This window comes from Sphingobacterium tabacisoli (assembly GCF_017908035.1).
GTDB lineage: Bacteria > Bacteroidota > Bacteroidia > Sphingobacteriales > Sphingobacteriaceae > Sphingobacterium > Sphingobacterium tabacisoli.
In genome coordinates, this window is record NZ_JAEQMU010000001.1 from 2,326,588 (window position 1) to 2,344,252 (window position 17,665).

Below are 17,665 nucleotides of genomic sequence, written 5' to 3' on the forward strand. Positions count from 1 at the left end.
TATGGAAGCTATATTTTAAAAACTTAACACAAGTTCATTTGTTATTTAAAAGATATATCATATATTTGCTGTGCACTTAGACAGTAGTGCACCTAATCAACACCTTTCTAGTATTGGTCTTGATTTATAAAGAAGTGGCGAGAGACTGGCTCTATGACCCGCTGGCAACCTTCAAAAGATATTTGAAAAGGTGCCAATTCCTGTCCAAAGAAATAAATCTTTGGAGCATATAAATGAAAGAAGACAATGAAATCAAAATTCACACAACAATCATCAATTGTTGCGAATAGTTTAACTACTCGCAAAAACTGCTTTACTACAGCTATCCAAAACTGTACATCTGCGCGAATGCGCTAGTCGTCTGTCCCTTCCTATCCTTGCTCTTGACGGCAACACAGGACAGGTACTTCAAACGACGACCTCCCCTCCAAACCCCTCTTTTATTTCTTATATTTTATCTTTAAAAAAAATCAAAATGGCTACTAATAAAACTTTAAATTTCGAAACATTACAGGTACATGCAGGTCAGGAAGTTGATCCAACGACCGGATCACGTGCGTTGCCGATCTACCAAACTTCCTCTTTTGTTTTTGACAATGCGGAACACGGGGCTAACCTTTTTGCGTTAAAGCAATTCGGCAATATCTATACCCGTATCATGAACCCAACAACAGACGTGTTCGAAAAACGCATAGCAGCGTTAGAGGGAGGAGTAGCAGCAGTCGCAGTAGCCTCAGGCCAGGCAGCTCAATTTATCGCTCTGACGAATATACTAGAAGCAGGTGAAAACTTTGTAGCAGGTGCTAACCTATACGGCGGAAGCTATAACCAGTTTAAAGTATCTTTTAAAAGACTAGGCATTGAAGCAAGATTTGCGGCGGACAGCGATGCTGAAAACATCGAAAAACTGATCGATGATAAAACAAAAGCGATATATGTAGAGACAATTGGTAACCCGAGCTATAATATTCCTGATTTTGAAAAAATCGCGGCAGTAGCACGCAAACATGACTTACCACTTATCGTAGACAACACCTTCGGAGCTGGCGGTTACCTATTCAAACCTATTGAGCATGGGGCCAATGTCGTCGTAGAATCTGCTACAAAATGGATTGGTGGGCATGGCACGAGCATAGGTGGGGTAATTATTGATGGAGGTAATTACAACTGGGGAAATGGAAAATTCAAACAATTCTCCGAACCTTCAGAAGGATACCATGGACTTGTATTTTCGGATGTATTTGGTGTTAATGGTCCATTTGGAAACATACAGTTTGCGATTAGAGCACGTGTAGAAGGTTTACGTGATTTTGGGCCTGCTCTTTCCCCTTTCAATTCCTTCTTATTAGTACAGGGCTTAGAGACACTATCCTTACGTGTACAGCGCCACGTAGACAATACACAAGAGATTGCCCAATGGCTGGAAGCTCATCCTCAGGTAGAATCTGTAAGCTATCCAGGATTAAAAAGTCACCCCTACCATCTTTTGGCTCAAAAATACCTTAAGAACGGCTACGGAGCCGTGCTTTCATTCACTATTAAAGGTGATGCAAAAAAAGCAGATGAATTTATTGATTCACTAGAGCTCATCAGTCACCTAGCCAACGTGGGAGATGCTAAAACGCTAATTATACACCCAGCGGCTACAACACACCAACAATTGAGTGAAGAAGCACAGCGCGCAGCAGGTGTCTATGCAGGATCATTACGCCTATCTGTGGGAATCGAACATATCGACGATATAAAAGCAGACTTACAAGCTGCTTTTGATAAGATAAAATAACTAAACCCGAAATACTGAGGCAATTTGATTACAAGCAAATTGCCTCCTGTATTGATATAAAAACTAGAAAGTTTCATTATTCTTTAACTCAAAATAATGGACTCACTAGATAATAACAATTAAAAGCAGTATAAAAAACGAAATGAGTAAAAAGCTTACTATTGGCATGTTCGGTTTTGGCGTTGTAGGCCAAGGACTATATGACATCATAAAAACGAAAAAACTCAACTTAGAAATTAAGAAATTTGTAATCAAGAATGCTGGTAAAACAAGAAGTCTACCGGCAGAACTCTTTTCTACAGATGCTAATGATATCCTAAATGATCCTGAAATAAACACAGTCGTAGAACTGATAGATGATGCCGATGCTGCCTTCGAAATAACGAAAAAAGCACTATCATCTGGTAAGAATGTGGTATCTGCCAATAAAAAAATGATTGCAACACATCTTCAGGAGCTTACAGCACTGCAACAACAGCATGGTACCTCTCTTTTATATGAAGGTGCCGTATGCGGTAGTATACCCATCATCAGAAACTTAGAAGAGTACTATGACAACGAGCTTTTACACTCCGTAAGCGGGATATTCAATGGATCATCCAACTATATCTTATCAAAAATATTTAACGAAAACCAGAGTTACGATGCCGCCCTTAAGAAAGCTCAAGAACTTGGCTTTGCCGAAACTGACCCTATTCTAGATGTAGGTGGATACGATCCAAAGTTTAAGTTGACGATTGTAGCATCACACGCTTACGGTTTATTTGTAAATCCAGATCAGATTCTAAACTTGGGAATAGACAAGTTAGAGAATGCGGATATTCGCTATGCGAAAGAGAAAAATCTAAAAATCAAGTTAATCCCTCTTGCCAAAGAAGTAAACAATAGTGAGGTCGTTTTATATGTGCTTCCGAAATTCATCTCAAAAGACAGCATCTTATTTAATGTCGAGAATGAAAATAACGGAGTCTTAGTAAAAGCGGCATTTGCTGACGAACAGTTTTTCTTTGGTAAAGGAGCCGGTGGACACCCTACAGGTTCGGCTGTACTATCCGATATTACAGCGTTACGCTATGATTATCGATACGAATATAAAAAACATTTAGATGCACAAGAACTACGGTATACGACAAATGTTGATATCAAAGTCTATTTCAGATATACAGATGAAAACATCTTAGAGAATATCGAATTTAAGAACATCTCAGAAAGATTTTATGGTGAAGACTATAAATACGTAATAGGCCATGTCAATCTACAGGAGATTATTGATAAACGAGAACTAATTAACCAGCCAGGATATTTTCTAGCAGAGATAGCCTAAGCATATTAACCCCTAAAATTATGAAGAAGGTACATCTAAACAGAGGTACCTTCTTTCGTTGATAACAGGAGCAAAATAGAGATACAAAACAGCCTAAAAAATAACGTTAAAAATCCGTTAAAAAACTTAAAACCAATTGCTTTTGTCAAAAAAAATAAGTAAGTTTAAAGGTTAACGATTTATATTAGTATTATGAGAAAATGGCATAGTGTATTCTTCCTAATGTTGCTTTCTATTAAGGGATGGGCGCAGACAGGAAGTGGTTCAGAAAAGACATCCCCAACTGTATTTATTATAATTGGCCTAGTACTACTGGTTATCGTAGTATTCATGCTTTACAATAAACAAAAAAGAAGGTATAACGATTAAAAAAAGGGCTAACGCCCTTTTCTTATTATCTATTTTCTATTTCTTTACCCGCTCTCGCACCCGTTCTTCAGAAACACCTACTGCACGTGCTGTTCTTTCGACATCACCCCCATTTTTATTCAGCTTATGAGTCAGAAACTTCTCTTCAGCAAACGTTAAGAAATCTTCGAGTGTATTCATTCTGTCCAGATCAATCATGGAGGTCGTACTTCCCATACCATGATGTGTAGATACAGACGGGTTAGCAAATGAATTTACTTCTTTGTCTGTAATCTTACGATCACTCAGAATAATAAGTCGTTCTACCATATTACGTAGCTCCCGAATGTTTCCGGTCCAGGGAAGCTCTTGGAGTGCCTTCATGGCATCAGCTGTGATCTCTTTGGTCGGTATATTATAATCTGCACAGATTTCTTCACAGAATGATGTCGCCAGAGTAGGAATATCATCTCGGCGCTCCGCCAATGAAGGAACATGGATTAAAATCACACTCAATCGGTGGTACAAGTCCATTCTAAAATTACCGGCATCTATTTCCTTCAACAGATCCTTATTGGTCGCGGCGACAACACGTACATCTACTGAAATCTCTTTTTCGCCACCTACCCGTGTGATTTTATTTTCTTGTAATGCACGTAATACTTTTGCCTGCGCAGACAGACTCATATCACCGATCTCATCCAAGAATAAAGTCCCACCACTAGCTTGTTCAAATTTACCTATCCGCTGCTTTATAGCTGAAGTAAATGAACCTTTTTCATGTCCAAACAATTCGGACTCAATTAATTCAGAAGGTATAGCCGCACAGTTGACTTCTACTAAAGCGGAACCCGCACGATTTGATTTCTCGTGCAACCATCGGGCGACCAATTCCTTTCCCGATCCATTAGCTCCCGTTATTAAAACTCTTGCTTCCGTAGGGGCCACCTTTTCTATACTATCTTTGATCAGTGATATCCCATCTGAAGCACCCAATATCTCTTTAGTTTTAGAAACCTTACGTTTCAATACCTTTGTTTCTTTCACTAAAGACCCTTTTTCAAGAGCATTACGTACCGTAATCAACAGACGATTTAAATCCAACGGCTTCTCCAAAAAATCATAGGCTCCCTTACGAGCCGCTTCCACCGCCGTCTCAATCGTCCCATGGCCCGAAATCATAATGAATGGAATATCCGAAAACTCTTTGGCAGCTGTCAGAACCTCCATCCCATCCATTTTGTTCATCTTTATATCACACAGCGTCAAATCAATCTTCTCTTTCTTAAGGAGCTCCAAGCCATCGACACCATTATCTACATCAAGAACCTTGTAATCCTCATATTCCAAAATATCACGTAGCGAACTACGGATAGGACGTTCATCATCAATTATTAAAATTGTAGCCATATTCACATTTGAATTAATGTCGAGCAAAATAAGAAAAAACTTTCAGGATTCCAATGAACCTCAAACAGCTACCAACTGTAGCTATAGTACTTAGAATTGCTAAAAAACACAAAAAAGGAGAGTGTAAAAAAGAAGCAAACCTTGTAAGCCGGGTTCTGTTCCCGAAGTATCGGGATTCTATCATTTATCTAGCCCTACAATCACTCATAGGGTCCATCAACCTACCCATTGCGGTTCCCGATAAATCAGGAGAAGACGAGCAGCCCTCAGCTCCCGCAACCTATTTGGTTTTTCAACACACGAGGTTTACCGTAATGCATGTCACCATACAAGACCGTGAGCTCTTACCTCACGTTTTCACCCTTACCCCAACGAATCGAGGCGGTATATTCTCTGTGGCACTTTCTGTCTCCGATAAACCGGAGCCTTCCCGTTAGGAAGCGTGTTGCTCTATGTTGCCCGGACTTTCCTCTCTTCCGATAATCGAAACAGCGATAGAACCAGTTTGCTTCAGCTACAAAAGTAAGTTTTTTTTAGAGACAAATAATTTTAATTTTTTTAAAACTTATCCTATGTCAAGTTGTTTTTTATATCCCTATAATAACTTTGAAGAATAGATTATAAACAACAAAATACCATGAAGATTATAAAACTCGTTATTTGCACCCTATTCGGATTGATGTTTATCAACGCAGGACTCAACAAGTTCTTCATGTACATCCCTGTTCCTGAAATGTCAGCTGAACTCCGTAAGGTAAACGAGGCATTCGCAGCCATTAAATGGCTGATGCCTTTAATTGCAACGGTCGAAATCATTGCCGGAATACTATTTATCATTCCCAAGACCAGAGCATTGGCAGCACTGATGATTTTACCCATTATGGTCGGAATCACACTTCACCATCTCACCTACGCTCCGGAAGGACTATTAATGGCAGTCATACTCCTGCTGATCAACGCCTGGATAATTATTGATAACAGAAAAAAGTATATGCATCTTATTGCTTAACATCACACAAAAGAACACTTCTATAATAACCTCCGAGAACACTAAAAAAACAGACTATGCCAAAGATTCACGCTTACTTAAACTTCAATGGTAATTGCGAAGATGCATTTACCTTTTACAGAACCGTCTTCAATACAGACCTTATCGGTACCTACCGTTTTGGAGATATGCCAGCAGACCCTAACTTTCCTCTTAATGACGAAGATAAAAGAAAGATCATGCATACCGCACTGATGATCAATGCCGACAGCATGCTTATGGGGTCGGACTGTATTGAGAATTTTGGGCATAAGGCAACCCCTGGAACGAATACCTATATCATGCTGGATGTAGAATCTACAGAAGAAGCAAGAAAATTATATGACGCATTGATTGTCCATGCTCAGAATATAGAGATGCCTTTAGGCGAACAATTTTTCGCAGAGCTCTATGCTTCTTTTACCGATCAGTTTGGAATTTCGTGGATGATCCATTACGAAGGGAAAAATCAAATGATGAACCAACAATAGTCAGCAAATGAAATTTATTAAATATTTCCTATTCACCATACTCGGTTTGATTGCGCTAGTTCTACTTGTAGCCGCTATACTCCCAAAAGATTTTCACGCCGGAAGCAAAATAGTTATCAATAGACCTTCATCCGAGGTATTTGACTATATAAAGCAAATCAAAAAACAGGGAACCTACGATAGCTGGTCACAACAAGACCCTCAGATACAGAAACAATACAGCGGTACAGATGGCACAGTGGGTTTTACCTACACCTGGACTAGCAAAAAAGTAGGAGACGGAAAGCAAGTCATCACAAAAGTAGACGAAGGCAAACGTTTAGAGATGGATCTATTTTTTAACGGATCGGATCAAGCCAACAAGTCTTTTATACAGGTTGACTCGATTGCTCCCAATCAGAGTGAGGTCCACTGGGAGATTGATGGAAAAATGCCCTATCCTTTTAATCTGATGTCCATCTTTTATGATATGAGCAAAGATTTTGAAAAGGGGCTCAAAACGTTAAAAACAATCCTGGAAAAGTAATTACATTACTAAAGCACACTAATCAAGAGGCGGTCTCAAGCATGCCTAATATCATGCAGAGACCGCCTCTTGATATTATATTAACTAAGCTATTTTTCAAGAAGCGCATCGCCTTCAAAAAAAACAGCAGACCATCCATAAGCTATAAATTGACGGATATTCTGATGATCTGTCCCCATAGGACTATTCAATACGGACCTATAATGCTCTCCAAATAAATGCAAAGTCTGTTCTTTGCTCAATCCATGTAAAGCTCCTAAGAACAGTACTCTTGCACTTCCCTGATTCTCATCCTTGCTATTCGCTATATCCCCATTCTTAAAAGCAGTAGGTATATAGTTGTACTCACGCTGTATCAAATCAAGCACAGCGCTAAATTGAATCACTTCTGTCTCTAAAAGTTTCCTTAATTCTAACTCCTTCATACGAACAAAGATAAGCTACTATTCAATTTGTTCACAAACTATTGAGGTATCTCTAATAACTGGTATTTTTTTTGCTATTTCAAAAATAGCATCTAATTAGTTTTTAAGAAAAAATAAAACCAAACAAGTAACTTTTGCAAAAAGTTAAAACAAAAGAAACCAGAAAAGGTTTCACATTATAATGACATACAAAACATATTCAGACATGAACAAAACAATTTCTACCATCGCGCTATGTTCTATCCTAGCACTAGCAGCTTGTAATTCAAACAACACGAAAAATTCGAACAGTACTGCTGACTCAAGCAAACAAAATACCCTGGACACCAATGCGCTGAACCCAAATCACGCAGACTACATTGGGGATGCTCACAATTCTAAAAATTCAGTGGATTGGATGGGGACCTACAAAGGAACAACTCCTTGTGCTGATTGTCCAGGAATAGAAACCACAATCAAAATCTATAAAGACGAAACATTCTCTTACAAAGCGCTTTACCAAGATCGTAATTTAACAGTAACAGATACTGGAAAGTTCGAATGGTTTGATAAAGATGGCTCCATACAACTGAAAGGGAAAGACACTGACATCAAATACAAGGTCGGTGAAAACATTCTTATACAATTAGACACCGAAGGAAAAGAAATAACAGGAACTCTAGCGGATAAGTATATTTTGAAAAAAGACCAATAACAGTTATTGATCGAACTTATATTCCCATTTTAAATTCACTATGACAGCCAGATGATCCGATAAAGGCTGATCAATTTCGTTACGAAATACCTTCTTATCAATATCATATAAAGTAGGAGTGAATTTAAAATGGGGATTATTCCGATATAGAATTCTGTCTAAACTTTCCGTTTTATTCGTCAATGATAGCATATCCTTTGCAACAAATAAAGGATCAATAGCAGGAATTTCATTTCTATTCTTCAATTCTACCCAGACATCTCTCAAAGCAGTCTTTTTGAGAAAGTCCAACATATTGTCTTCCCCATAGCCATAATGTGCATTAAAATCTCCCATGACCAGCAAAGGACGACCCAACGAATGATCATGTATATACTGTGCTAATTGGTTCAAATTATCGCGCCTTGCTCGCGCGGACCGCCTCGTATCATGCGCATTAGCATGTAAGTTATATAGATCTATAGTGATCGTTTTAGCCAACTGTACCTGTATATAACTAAATCCTTTAGGGGTTAAACAGTCCGATCCATGGCAAGCTCTCCAAGGTATACGTCGGTATTCCAGTATTGGAAATTTGGAAAGAGTACTCAATCCATCACCAAAAGGGACCTTTCCCTTATGCACCGTCTTATAAGGATGTAGGGCAGTAGAAAACAAGTAACTGTTATAGTTGAAGTCTTCCTGCACATTGACGATATCATAGTTATTAAGAAACTTACCAATGGTCTCCATACTCGTCTTTCGAGGAGTATCAGCACTAGAAATCCGTTGAGGAAGGCCAGCAACATTATACGTGAGTACCTGTATAGTCCCCTGATGTGCATCTTCTACATCTCCAGGAGGCAGTACAACTGAAATAAAAATATTCCTTGCTTTCCTAAATCTTAGGAAAAACAACAAGAACACTATGAGGAGGCCAATGAGATAAAACATTCCGATAACATGTAAAGTTATTTAAACATTCACAAAATCAGTACTCCTTAAAGAATTTCTTTGAACGCAAAATTCACTATTTGACACGCTGCCAACATAGTGTCAGCGAAATAGCACAATGATCGGAAAGGGCTTGTCCTGCTTCATTCTGGAATAGCTGATGTTCTACCTGATATTCTTTGGGGTGTAACAACAGCCGATCGCTGTTCCTAAAGAATATCTTATCGATACTCTCACAGCCATCTGTAACATGCAATGCAGGTTGTGCATTAAAATCTTTAACTATCCCTGGGAATACACCTTCGTTCTGCAAAAGTACCCAGCTGTCAATCACATCTACTTTCTCCTGAAATTCCTTTATCCACTCCCTCTCAAAAGCATAATGAGCATTAAAATCTCCCATCAGCAATATCGGTTGACAGGTAGAATGCGCTTCAACAAACGCCGCCAACTGCTGTAAATTTGCTCTTCTTGCCTGAGTAGCTTGAATATCATCTTGTGCCGTAGCATGTACATTATAGACATCCAAAAACACATCCTTAGCCAGTTGTACTCTTGCGTACGAAAACCCCTTCGGAGTCAAACAATCCGCCCCATTACAATCATCCCAAGCGATTCGCTCAAACTTAACAATTGGATAATTAGATAATGTCGTCAACCCATCTCCGAAAGGCACGCCTCCCATATTGGAGGTACGATACGGATGCCGGTTTTCCCTATAGAGGAACCTATTATAATTGAAATCTTCTTGAATATTAACCAAATCAAATCTATTTATTTTCTGGCCTATGCTGACGATACTAGATTCACGAGGAGTCTTCGCACTGGAAATCCATTCTGGTAATCCTGCAATATTATAAGTCAAAACATCAATTTCACCAGAAGACATTTCAGGAAGAGATAACACGCCAGGGACCAAACTATGCTGTACCGTACCTTTACTTCTAAAAGCCAACAGCAAACAAGCCATACCACATACAATGGATAGAATTAAAATTCTCATGTTCCATTGCTTCTTGTTCCTCTCATAAGACAAATACAATAACATATCTTTTTATTCTGATCTACAGCAAAAATACAGTAGCAGTATAAACACAATCCCACCTCTACATTAACAATCTGTAGCCCATCGGTATCCACAGTATTAAATGAAAACAATTTGATTACAAATCAATTACAAAAGCTTAACACCTTCTTATCCCTACCATCATGTCCATCGTATATTTTTACGGGTAAAGTTTATAAAATGAAGAAAATAGCCTTCTTTACAGAAATACTGATTGCCGATTATGACGGTGCTTCACGCACCATGTTTCAATTAATAGAACGGATCGACCCTACCCTATTTGACTATCTATTCGTCTATGGAAATGGACCAGAACAATTTCGGGACTTTAAATCCTATAAAGTACCAACTTTTAGAATTCCTGTCAATGAAGATTACTGCCTAGCCATCCCTCACCTCATAAAAACAAAATTAGAGACTACCTTGGACAATTTTGCCCCTGAAGTTATTCATATAACCACTCCCTCCCTTCTTGGCTTTTTCGCCCTCAATTACGCCAAGAAAAGAGGAATCCCTGTCCTGACTATATATCACACACACTTTATCTCCTATATCGACTACTACTTCAGAAACCTCGCCCCCTTAGTAAAACCCACACAGCATTGGATCAAGAAAGCAATGCTCAGCTTTTACAACCGCTGTGGAGTAACCTATGTCCCCACACAGTCTATTGCAGATGAACTATCAACAATAGGAATCGACACCGAAAGAATACAAATCTGGCCCAGAGGTATAGACTGTGAACTCTTCACACCGTTAAAGCGTGATTGCCATTATATCCAGCATATCACAGGTAATACCAAACCCAATATTTTATTTGCAAGTCGATTAGTCTGGGAAAAAAACATAAAAACCTTGATTGCGATCTACCATAGATTAGCTCAGGAGGGACTGGATTACAACTTGATCATTGTAGGAGAAGGCACTGCACAAGCCACCGCTATGCAAGAAATGCCCAACGCCTATTTCCTAGGTAAGAAAAACCACGAACAGCTCTCTAGGCTTTACGCATCGGCAGATGCATTTGTATTCACCTCGACCTCCGAAACCTATGGCAACGTCGTCGTCGAAGCCATGGCCTCTGGACTTCCCTGTGTAATTGCCGATGGTGGCGGATCAGCATCTTTAGTACAGCATGGTATATCTGGATTCAAATGTAGTCCTCAAAACCCGTTAGAATATGTATATTTTCTAAGATCTGTAATCGAAGACAGTTCCTTAAGATCAAAATTCAAGAAAGAAGGACTCCAGTTCGTATCACGCTTGGATTGGAACAGATTATCCCAGCAATATTTCTTGGATATACAACAGTTGGCACTACAAAAACACAGTTCAGGCTTGGCATGGGCAAACTAATATCAGGACGCCAATTCCTCAAAGTGGCAATTATACTGATTGCGATTGTTTCCATAGGCCTATTTATTGCGCACACCGACTTTATTACATTAAAAAGGCAACTCCAACAGGTAGGTTTCCAATTTATCTATATTCTATTATTGACATTCACTGCTTACTTTATTGGAACCATAGCCTGGTGGTTATGTCTCGGGCGGCAAAGAAAGAATACATCTCTACTCCAACTGTTCGCAATTCGACAAGTTGGTGAAACATTGGCCTTATACAACCCAACCAGTGTCATAGCTGGCGATCTGTTGAAGGCTCAATTGCTAAAACCTTATGGAATTAACCAAGAAATAGCATTAAAATCCGTAACATCCTCGAGAATAACGGCAACCCTGTCTCAGATATCGTTATTCGTCATCGCCATGATTTGGCTATTGGCCGATACCGGACACAGACCACAGGCCAAAGAACTAACATGGATAATAAGCGCCACAATCACCATACTACTCCTAATCAAAATAGCTTTATTCATTGCGCTATCCCGTTCCGTAGACCATGTACCTATAAAGGACGATAGTTCAATCTGGAAAAAAACAATAACAGCGCTATCTATAACTTTTTACAACTGTAAGATCTTCTTTCAGCAGGACAAAAAAAACTTCTGGTATTCCTACCTATTCTTCGCTTTGCACTGGGTTATCGGCAGTATAGAGCTCTATCTTCTACTCTTGTTCATCGGATACCCCATACACATCATGGATGGCCTTGTATTGGATATGTCCATTATCGTTATAAAAAGCATAGGTGCTGCAGTTCCAGGACAGATAGGTATTGAAGAGCTTGCTAACAAAATCACTTTAGACATGATTGGTATCAAAAATGCCACTTTATGGATTTCTATTTCCATACTCCGTCGCTTCAGACAATTAATATGGTGTGTTATAGGGCTGTTATTAGCAATTTTCCTAAAAGCCCTCCACGGCCAATCCCGAGTCAAACAAGTCCCCCTATCAACAGATTAATACCTATAGAAAAAAACAAAGGCATGCAACAATCATCCCCTATAGAAATACTATTTGTAAGCCATAAGTCCCCTCCTGCTACAGGCGGAATGGAAAAACAGAGTTACGAACTGATCAATGGTGTGGCGCTGTATCTCAAGACACATGCCATCGTCTATGACCATAGGGAATCGCTATTGGCATTCTTTCTAAAACTAAACACACGCATATTGAAACTGATCAGTGCAAATCCGCAGATTAAAATCATACACTTTAACGATGGCCTGATCGCCGCAATCGCTTCTTATCATAAAGGATACGAACAGATAAAAAAAACCGCAACGATACACGGGCTTGACATAGTATACCCCTTAGCCTATTTTCAAAAGAAAATTATCCCTCGCTTTAATACCTACGACCGAATTTTTGCAGTAAGTGACGCCACTGCTCAAGCCGCTTGCGATCGTGGAATTAAGGCAGAAAAGATTCAAGTCATAGTCAATGGAGTAGACTCCACTGAGCATCGAGTCAAAAAAAAAATAGCTGACATCAGTCACAAGTATCCCGATATACAGTTAGACAAAAAAATATTCGTAACCCTAGGTCGTCCCGTAAAGCGCAAGGGATTCTCTTGGCTCCTACAACAAGTCATACCTCACTTAGGTACAGACTTTCAATTGCTGATGTTAGGTCCTTACCGCACCAAAGAGACGTTAACCGATAAATTAATCAATCTGCTGCCCCCAAAACTGAAAACCATGATCATGCTATTTTTGGGATATCCATCCGATCAGAACGCACTCCGAAAAATACTGCCACTCTACTATCCTAAAGCTATTCATTTGGGAAAAGTACCTTTCGAAGACCTGCAGATAATTCTCAATGAGTCCCTTGCCTTCTTGATGCCCAACATCACTATTCCTGGAGATATGGAAGGCTTTGGGTTAGTCTGCCTAGAAGCATCTACGGCAGGATCATTGGTTATTGCATCTGCACTAGAGGGAATAAATAGTGCCGTACAGCACAAAAAAAATGGCATACTAGTTCCTGCAGAAAACAGGCATGTTTGGGTCAATGTCCTGACAGAAGTTTTAGAAAATCCAGAGCATTACCAACAACAGGCAAAAATTTATGCCGAATATACACGCACAACTTATAGCTGGGACATAATGGCCCGTACCTACGGCAATGCTTTTCTAGAGATAGCTGGTAAATAACCTCCAAGGCACAGTTATTGCATATCACCGTATAGTTACGAAAAAGGATTTTCCTTTTATAAAGGAAATATGTAATTTTACCTTACGCATGAAAAAGTATATGTTCATATGTTTCACCTTACTATTTGGTCTACTCACCTTGACCAAATCAGTATCTGCTTGTGAGCAACATGATCCTGTACACACACACCCTTCCTGCTGTGACCAAGGACATGAGGACAAAACGCACGATTGTTGCCAGACGGAGACTTCTTCCGAACAGGACTATGAAAAACACTGCGATGGCCAATGTAAAGGTGCTAGCTGTCAACAGAGCAGTATTAAATTTCAGTTGTTTTTTACCTTGAGCAATGTCCACCAATGGAGCAGTAATCCCAATGGAAAGGTTTCCTTCTATGCCAACGACAACCGTATTACACCGGGCTTTCTGTCGATATGGCTTCTTCCAAAAATAGGTTAATTTAGTATCTGTACAGCCATAGGTATGTCTTATCCGAACGTATCACGTTGCTGTGGTTCTAGCTTTTAGAACTAAATCAATCCGATAAATTCAAACAAATCCGCCAACAAGTGGTTAAGCAGTAAGCGAGATTAGGTATGCATTCACAACAGTGAATGTATTATAGCCATTAATAGACATTTCTGGATGAAATAATCCTGTTTAGCAAACCACAGATATCAATGATGTCCACCAATTGGCAGATAACAAATAAAAAACAAATTGTACACATATGAAATATCCATGTAGTACAGGCTACACAAAGACGAATGAAAATGCTTTGGATATTCCATATGACCGTTAAAAGACAAATTATTTACATATGAAAACGATTATTTTTTGGATTAGTATCTGTAGCATACTAACCACGCCCCACAATATATATGCACAAGTTAAAAATGCGAAGACAGAAACATTTCATGTCAATGGCAATTGTGATATGTGTAAGGCGACCATCGAGAAAGCTGGAAACAAGAAAAAAGAAGCACAGGTGACATGGGATGCCGGCTCTCAAAGTGCCAGCATCGTTTACGATGCCGAAAAGACAAACAGTGACGCCATTTTAAAACGTATAGCTTTGGCCGGCTACGATAATGAAAAATACTTAGCTCCAGACGAGACTTATACCCAATTACATGGTTGCTGCCAATACGAAAGAACCTTGAAAGGGAAAGAGATTGCTGTGGTAAACTCCCATCAAACACATGAACAGGGGCATCAGCACCATAGTAACGACGAAAAGAAAGCGGAATCAAATACTTTTCAAACCGTCATGGGAACTTATTTTTCCCTAAAAGATGCATTGGTCAGTTCAGATTCAAAAGTAGCTACCTCACAAGCGAAATCATTGCTTCAGGCTATTGAAAGTTTAAAAATGGAAACACTTTCCACTAAGGCTCATCAGATTTGGATGGACCAGGTGAAAGAAATCACGGCATTGACCAATAATATTGTTAACAGTTCAAACATTGCTGATCAAAGGAAGCATTTTGCGGCCTTATCAACTAAATTTTACCCCATGGTCAAAGCAAGCCCGTTGGCATCCCCAGTGTACTACCAAAACTGTCCTATGTTTGAGAATGGCAAAGGTGCAAATTGGCTAAGTTTAAATGAAGAAATCAAAAACCCATTCTATGGTTCGAAAATGATGACATGTGGGAGTGTAAAAGAAAAAATAAACTAAGCTGAACTATGTTGCTAAAAAAAATAAATATAACACTACTCCTGTTACTGTGCCTACTGGGCACGGTACAGGCGCAGCGTACAGTAACCTACCATCTCTACCTGCAAGATACGGTCGTCACCTACGGAGGTATACCGAAGAGAGCCATTGCAGCCAACGGACAAATTCCCTTACCGACATTAACATTTACGGAGGGAGACACCGCAGAGATTATTGTGCACAACCAGTTAAAAGAAAGCAGTTCTCTACATTGGCATGGTGTATGGCTTCCCAACAGGGAAGATGGTGTCCCATTTCTGACGCAGATGCCTATTCCCCCTGGCACCACCTATACCTACCGCTTCCCTGTTATACAAAACGGCACCTATTGGTATCATAGCCACTCTGGACTACAAGAGCAAATCGGCATGTATGGATCCATGGTATTCAACAAGAGAAAAGACGATCCTACTTTCAGAAAAGGAATAGACGACATTCCAACTGTATCTGTCATGCTTAGCGAGTGGACGAATACAAAGCCCGAAGTCGTCCAGCGGATGCTACATACCAGCAACGACTGGCCTGGCATAAAGAAAAACACAGTACAGAGTTATGTCGAGGCCATAAAAGAAGGTCATTTCAAAACAAAAGTCACCAATGAGTGGAAACGTATGGAAGCCATGGATGTCAGCGATGTTTATTATGAAAGCTTCCTTATCAATGGACAGCAATCCAGTCAACTGGCACAATTCAAAGCCGGGGACCGTGTTCGATTGCGGATTGCCAATGGAGGAGCATCGTCCTACTTCTGGCTTACCTATGCTGGTGGTAAAATAATAGTAGTCGCCAATGATGGTAACGATGTACAACCCGTTGAAGTCGACCGTTTGATAATCGGTGTATCCGAAACATACGATATCATCGTCACTATACCCGCCGAGAACACTTCATATGAGCTCTCAGCAACAGCGGAAGATCGCTCTGGAGCGGCCTCCCTTTTTATAGGTGAAGGTATCCGTCAATTAAATACCCCATTACCAAGGCTTCACTACTTTGAGGGGATGAAAATGATGAATGACATGATGAAGATGAATGGTGACATGCATGACATGGGAATGCAGATGAGCCTACAAAAAATGGACATGAATGCGGTAATGTATCCTGAGGTGACTGGAGAGCAACATAACATGAAATCTTCCTCTGAGCAGAACGGACATCAGGAGCATGGTAATCACGGCAACAGCACCGATAGGGTCACCTTGAATTATGCAATGTTAAAAGCAACCGAAAAAACAACACTCGACACCACTAATGCCCCCGTACGGGAACTCCGGTTTGAGCTAACTGGAAATATGAACCGTTACGTATGGAGTATGGACAACAGAGTCATGTCCGAGACAGATAAAATTCCTGTCAAAAAAGGCGAAATTTTAAGAATTACATTGTATAATAATTCGATGATGCGTCACCCCATGCACCTGCACGGCTTTGACTTTAGACTCATCAATGGGCAGGGCGATTATGCTCCAATGAAGAATGTCATGGATATTATGCCTATGGAGACCAATGTCATTGAGTTTGAAGCCAATCGGGAGGGAGACTGGTTTTTCCACTGTCACATCTTATACCATATGATGGCCGGAATGAATCGTGTATTTGAGGTAGGAAACTATAAGAACCCCCTACTACCAGACAAAGAAAAAGCATACAAGGTCCTTCAGAAAGAGAGTAACATGACTCATTTCATGGTACAGAATGATTTTGCTACCAACGGTAATGATGGGGAAGCCATGCTACAAAACGCCCGTTGGAGCCTTGGAACGGAATGGCGCCTAGGATACAATGATATGCACGGTTATGAAGTAGAAACCCATCTTGGACGCTATATTGGCAAAATGCAATGGTTTATGCCTTTTATTGGATTCGACTGGCGCTACCGTAAAATGGGAAAAGATAACCACGAAAAAAACATGTTTGGACAGGTCAATAAAAAAGACAACCGTACAGCTGTCAGTTTAGGATTCATGTATACGCTCCCACTATTAATCAACTTTCAGGCCGAAGTATACCACGATGGTATCACCCGATTATCTCTTATGCGAGACGACATTCCTATTTCCAGAAGGCTTAGAGGTGGCTTTATGGTGAATACGGACCAGGAATATATGGTAGATCTACGGTACATCGTACATAAAAATCTAGGCATCCGAACTCACTACGACAGTGATATGGGCTTTGGTGTTGGATTAGCAATTAATTACTAATCCCTCCGTATAAAAACCCTCTGCTATTCCTATACGGATAATAGCAGGGGATTTTTATGTTATTCATATGGAGAACCGAAAACCTATTTTCACTATTTTTGTTTTATCAATTGGAATAGTTCAATCCATTACACACTGCTTTAAAAGAAAC

At 39.8% G+C, this 17,665-nt stretch carries 16 protein-coding genes, 1 other RNA gene and 1 riboswitch; of the genes, 12 read left to right on the forward strand and 5 right to left on the reverse strand.

Annotated features, from left to right (window positions below):
- Window positions 1-121: 121 nt before the first annotated feature.
- Window positions 122-236: riboswitch (SAM riboswitch) on the forward strand.
- A 239-nt stretch (window positions 237-475) separates the two neighbouring features.
- Both JKG64_RS09825 and JKG64_RS09830 read left to right on the forward strand, forming a co-directional pair.
- Complete coding sequence (locus JKG64_RS09825) at window positions 476-1,783, forward strand: O-acetylhomoserine aminocarboxypropyltransferase/cysteine synthase family protein (RefSeq protein WP_210354099.1); 1,308 nt, start codon at window positions 476-478, stop codon at window positions 1,781-1,783.
- Between the two features lie 142 nt (window positions 1,784-1,925).
- On the forward strand, window positions 1,926-3,107 hold the full coding sequence (locus JKG64_RS09830) for a homoserine dehydrogenase (protein WP_210354100.1): 1,182 nt from the start codon (window positions 1,926-1,928) through the stop codon (window positions 3,105-3,107).
- Window positions 3,108-3,512: 405 nt separating this feature from the next.
- On the opposite strand, the gene JKG64_RS09835 is transcribed toward JKG64_RS09830, so the two are convergent.
- Together JKG64_RS09835 and rnpB are read right to left on the reverse strand one after the other, a co-directional pair.
- Complete coding sequence (locus tag JKG64_RS09835) at window positions 3,513-4,865, reverse strand: sigma-54-dependent transcriptional regulator (protein WP_210354101.1); 1,353 nt, start codon at window positions 4,863-4,865, stop codon at window positions 3,513-3,515.
- A 128-nt stretch (window positions 4,866-4,993) separates the two neighbouring features.
- Window positions 4,994-5,376, reverse strand: an RNA gene (gene rnpB / locus JKG64_RS09840) — RNase P RNA component class A.
- A 126-nt stretch (window positions 5,377-5,502) separates the two neighbouring features.
- On the opposite strand from rnpB, the gene JKG64_RS09845 reads away from it, so the two are divergent.
- Genes JKG64_RS09845 through JKG64_RS09855 form a run of 3 tightly spaced genes read left to right on the forward strand, consistent with a single transcriptional unit; the run spans window position 5,503 to window position 6,909 of the window.
- Window positions 5,503-5,874: a DoxX family membrane protein gene (locus JKG64_RS09845; protein ID WP_210354102.1), complete on the forward strand. Its 372-nt coding sequence runs from the start codon at window positions 5,503-5,505 to the stop codon at window positions 5,872-5,874.
- A gap of 56 nt (window positions 5,875-5,930) precedes the next feature.
- Entirely contained in the window at window positions 5,931-6,383 is a 453-nt protein-coding gene (locus JKG64_RS09850) for a VOC family protein (RefSeq protein WP_210354103.1), read from the forward strand.
- A 7-nt stretch (window positions 6,384-6,390) separates the two neighbouring features.
- On the forward strand, window positions 6,391-6,909 hold the full coding sequence (locus tag JKG64_RS09855) for an SRPBCC family protein (protein ID WP_210354104.1): 519 nt from the start codon (window positions 6,391-6,393) through the stop codon (window positions 6,907-6,909).
- A gap of 89 nt (window positions 6,910-6,998) precedes the next feature.
- Here the strand turns inward: JKG64_RS09855 and JKG64_RS09860 are convergent, their stop codons facing one another.
- Window positions 6,999-7,334, reverse strand: coding sequence for a HopJ type III effector protein (locus tag JKG64_RS09860; RefSeq protein ID WP_210354105.1), 336 nt, complete (start codon window positions 7,332-7,334; stop codon window positions 6,999-7,001).
- 205 nt (window positions 7,335-7,539) lie between these two features.
- Here JKG64_RS09860 and JKG64_RS09865 point away from each other — a divergent pair, with 205 nt between their 5' ends.
- A complete protein-coding gene (locus JKG64_RS09865; RefSeq protein ID WP_210354106.1) occupies window positions 7,540-8,028 on the forward strand; it encodes a copper resistance protein NlpE in 489 nt (162 codons plus the stop codon).
- Window positions 8,029-8,031: 3 nt separating this feature from the next.
- On the opposite strand, the gene JKG64_RS09870 is transcribed toward JKG64_RS09865, so the two are convergent.
- Both JKG64_RS09870 and JKG64_RS09875 read right to left on the reverse strand, forming a co-directional pair.
- Window positions 8,032-8,961 carry an endonuclease/exonuclease/phosphatase family protein gene (locus JKG64_RS09870; RefSeq protein ID WP_210354107.1) on the reverse strand — a complete coding sequence of 310 codons (930 nt, stop codon included), beginning with the start codon at window positions 8,959-8,961 and terminating at the stop codon, window positions 8,032-8,034.
- Between the two features lie 76 nt (window positions 8,962-9,037).
- A complete protein-coding gene (locus tag JKG64_RS09875) occupies window positions 9,038-9,964 on the reverse strand; it encodes an endonuclease/exonuclease/phosphatase family protein (RefSeq protein ID WP_210354108.1) in 927 nt (308 codons plus the stop codon).
- Between the two features lie 243 nt (window positions 9,965-10,207).
- On the opposite strand from JKG64_RS09875, the gene JKG64_RS09880 reads away from it, so the two are divergent.
- The 6 genes from JKG64_RS09880 (at window position 10,208) to JKG64_RS09905 (ending at window position 17,514) form a co-directional block, all read left to right on the forward strand.
- Entirely contained in the window at window positions 10,208-11,383 is a 1,176-nt protein-coding gene (locus JKG64_RS09880) for a glycosyltransferase family 4 protein (RefSeq protein WP_210354109.1), read from the forward strand.
- Window positions 11,371-12,393, forward strand: a complete 1,023-nt coding sequence (locus JKG64_RS09885) for a lysylphosphatidylglycerol synthase domain-containing protein (RefSeq protein ID WP_210354110.1) — start codon at window positions 11,371-11,373, stop codon at window positions 12,391-12,393. Before JKG64_RS09880 ends, JKG64_RS09885 begins: the two co-directional genes overlap by 13 nt.
- 23 nt (window positions 12,394-12,416) lie before the next feature.
- On the forward strand, window positions 12,417-13,589 hold the full coding sequence (locus JKG64_RS09890; protein WP_210354111.1) for a glycosyltransferase family 4 protein: 1,173 nt from the start codon (window positions 12,417-12,419) through the stop codon (window positions 13,587-13,589).
- Window positions 13,590-13,677: 88 nt separating this feature from the next.
- Window positions 13,678-14,049, forward strand: coding sequence for a hypothetical protein (locus JKG64_RS09895; protein WP_210354112.1), 372 nt, complete (start codon window positions 13,678-13,680; stop codon window positions 14,047-14,049).
- Between the two features lie 361 nt (window positions 14,050-14,410).
- Window positions 14,411-15,271 (forward strand): DUF3347 domain-containing protein, encoded by an 861-nt coding sequence (locus JKG64_RS09900; RefSeq protein WP_210354113.1) that lies wholly within the window; start codon window positions 14,411-14,413, stop codon window positions 15,269-15,271.
- Between the two features lie 8 nt (window positions 15,272-15,279).
- The gene (locus JKG64_RS09905; protein ID WP_210354114.1) at window positions 15,280-17,514 is read left to right on the forward strand and encodes a multicopper oxidase domain-containing protein; all 2,235 of its coding nucleotides are present in this window, start codon (window positions 15,280-15,282) and stop codon (window positions 17,512-17,514) included.
- Window positions 17,515-17,665: the final 151 nt, after the last annotated feature.

What these genes read in the sequence shown, in the direction of transcription:
- JKG64_RS09825 (WP_210354099.1), top strand. Translation starts at nt 476, where the DNA reads ATGGCTACTAATAAAACTTTAAATTTCGAAACATTACAGGTACATGCA.
- JKG64_RS09830 (WP_210354100.1), top strand. Translation starts at nt 1,926, where the DNA reads ATGAGTAAAAAGCTTACTATTGGCATGTTCGGTTTTGGCGTTGTAGGC.
- JKG64_RS09835 (WP_210354101.1), bottom strand. Translation starts at nt 4,865, where the DNA reads ATGGCTACAATTTTAATAATTGATGATGAACGTCCTATCCGTAGTTCG.
- JKG64_RS09845 (WP_210354102.1), top strand. Translation starts at nt 5,503, where the DNA reads ATGAAGATTATAAAACTCGTTATTTGCACCCTATTCGGATTGATGTTT.
- JKG64_RS09850 (WP_210354103.1), top strand. Translation starts at nt 5,931, where the DNA reads ATGCCAAAGATTCACGCTTACTTAAACTTCAATGGTAATTGCGAAGAT.
- JKG64_RS09855 (WP_210354104.1), top strand. Translation starts at nt 6,391, where the DNA reads ATGAAATTTATTAAATATTTCCTATTCACCATACTCGGTTTGATTGCG.
- JKG64_RS09860 (WP_210354105.1), bottom strand. Translation starts at nt 7,334, where the DNA reads ATGAAGGAGTTAGAATTAAGGAAACTTTTAGAGACAGAAGTGATTCAA.
- JKG64_RS09865 (WP_210354106.1), top strand. Translation starts at nt 7,540, where the DNA reads ATGAACAAAACAATTTCTACCATCGCGCTATGTTCTATCCTAGCACTA.
- JKG64_RS09870 (WP_210354107.1), bottom strand. Translation starts at nt 8,961, where the DNA reads ATGTTTTATCTCATTGGCCTCCTCATAGTGTTCTTGTTGTTTTTCCTA.
- JKG64_RS09875 (WP_210354108.1), bottom strand. Translation starts at nt 9,964, where the DNA reads ATGAGAATTTTAATTCTATCCATTGTATGTGGTATGGCTTGTTTGCTG.
- JKG64_RS09880 (WP_210354109.1), top strand. Translation starts at nt 10,208, where the DNA reads ATGAAGAAAATAGCCTTCTTTACAGAAATACTGATTGCCGATTATGAC.
- JKG64_RS09885 (WP_210354110.1), top strand. Translation starts at nt 11,371, where the DNA reads ATGGGCAAACTAATATCAGGACGCCAATTCCTCAAAGTGGCAATTATA.
- JKG64_RS09890 (WP_210354111.1), top strand. Translation starts at nt 12,417, where the DNA reads ATGCAACAATCATCCCCTATAGAAATACTATTTGTAAGCCATAAGTCC.
- JKG64_RS09895 (WP_210354112.1), top strand. Translation starts at nt 13,678, where the DNA reads ATGAAAAAGTATATGTTCATATGTTTCACCTTACTATTTGGTCTACTC.
- JKG64_RS09900 (WP_210354113.1), top strand. Translation starts at nt 14,411, where the DNA reads ATGAAAACGATTATTTTTTGGATTAGTATCTGTAGCATACTAACCACG.
- JKG64_RS09905 (WP_210354114.1), top strand. Translation starts at nt 15,280, where the DNA reads ATGTTGCTAAAAAAAATAAATATAACACTACTCCTGTTACTGTGCCTA.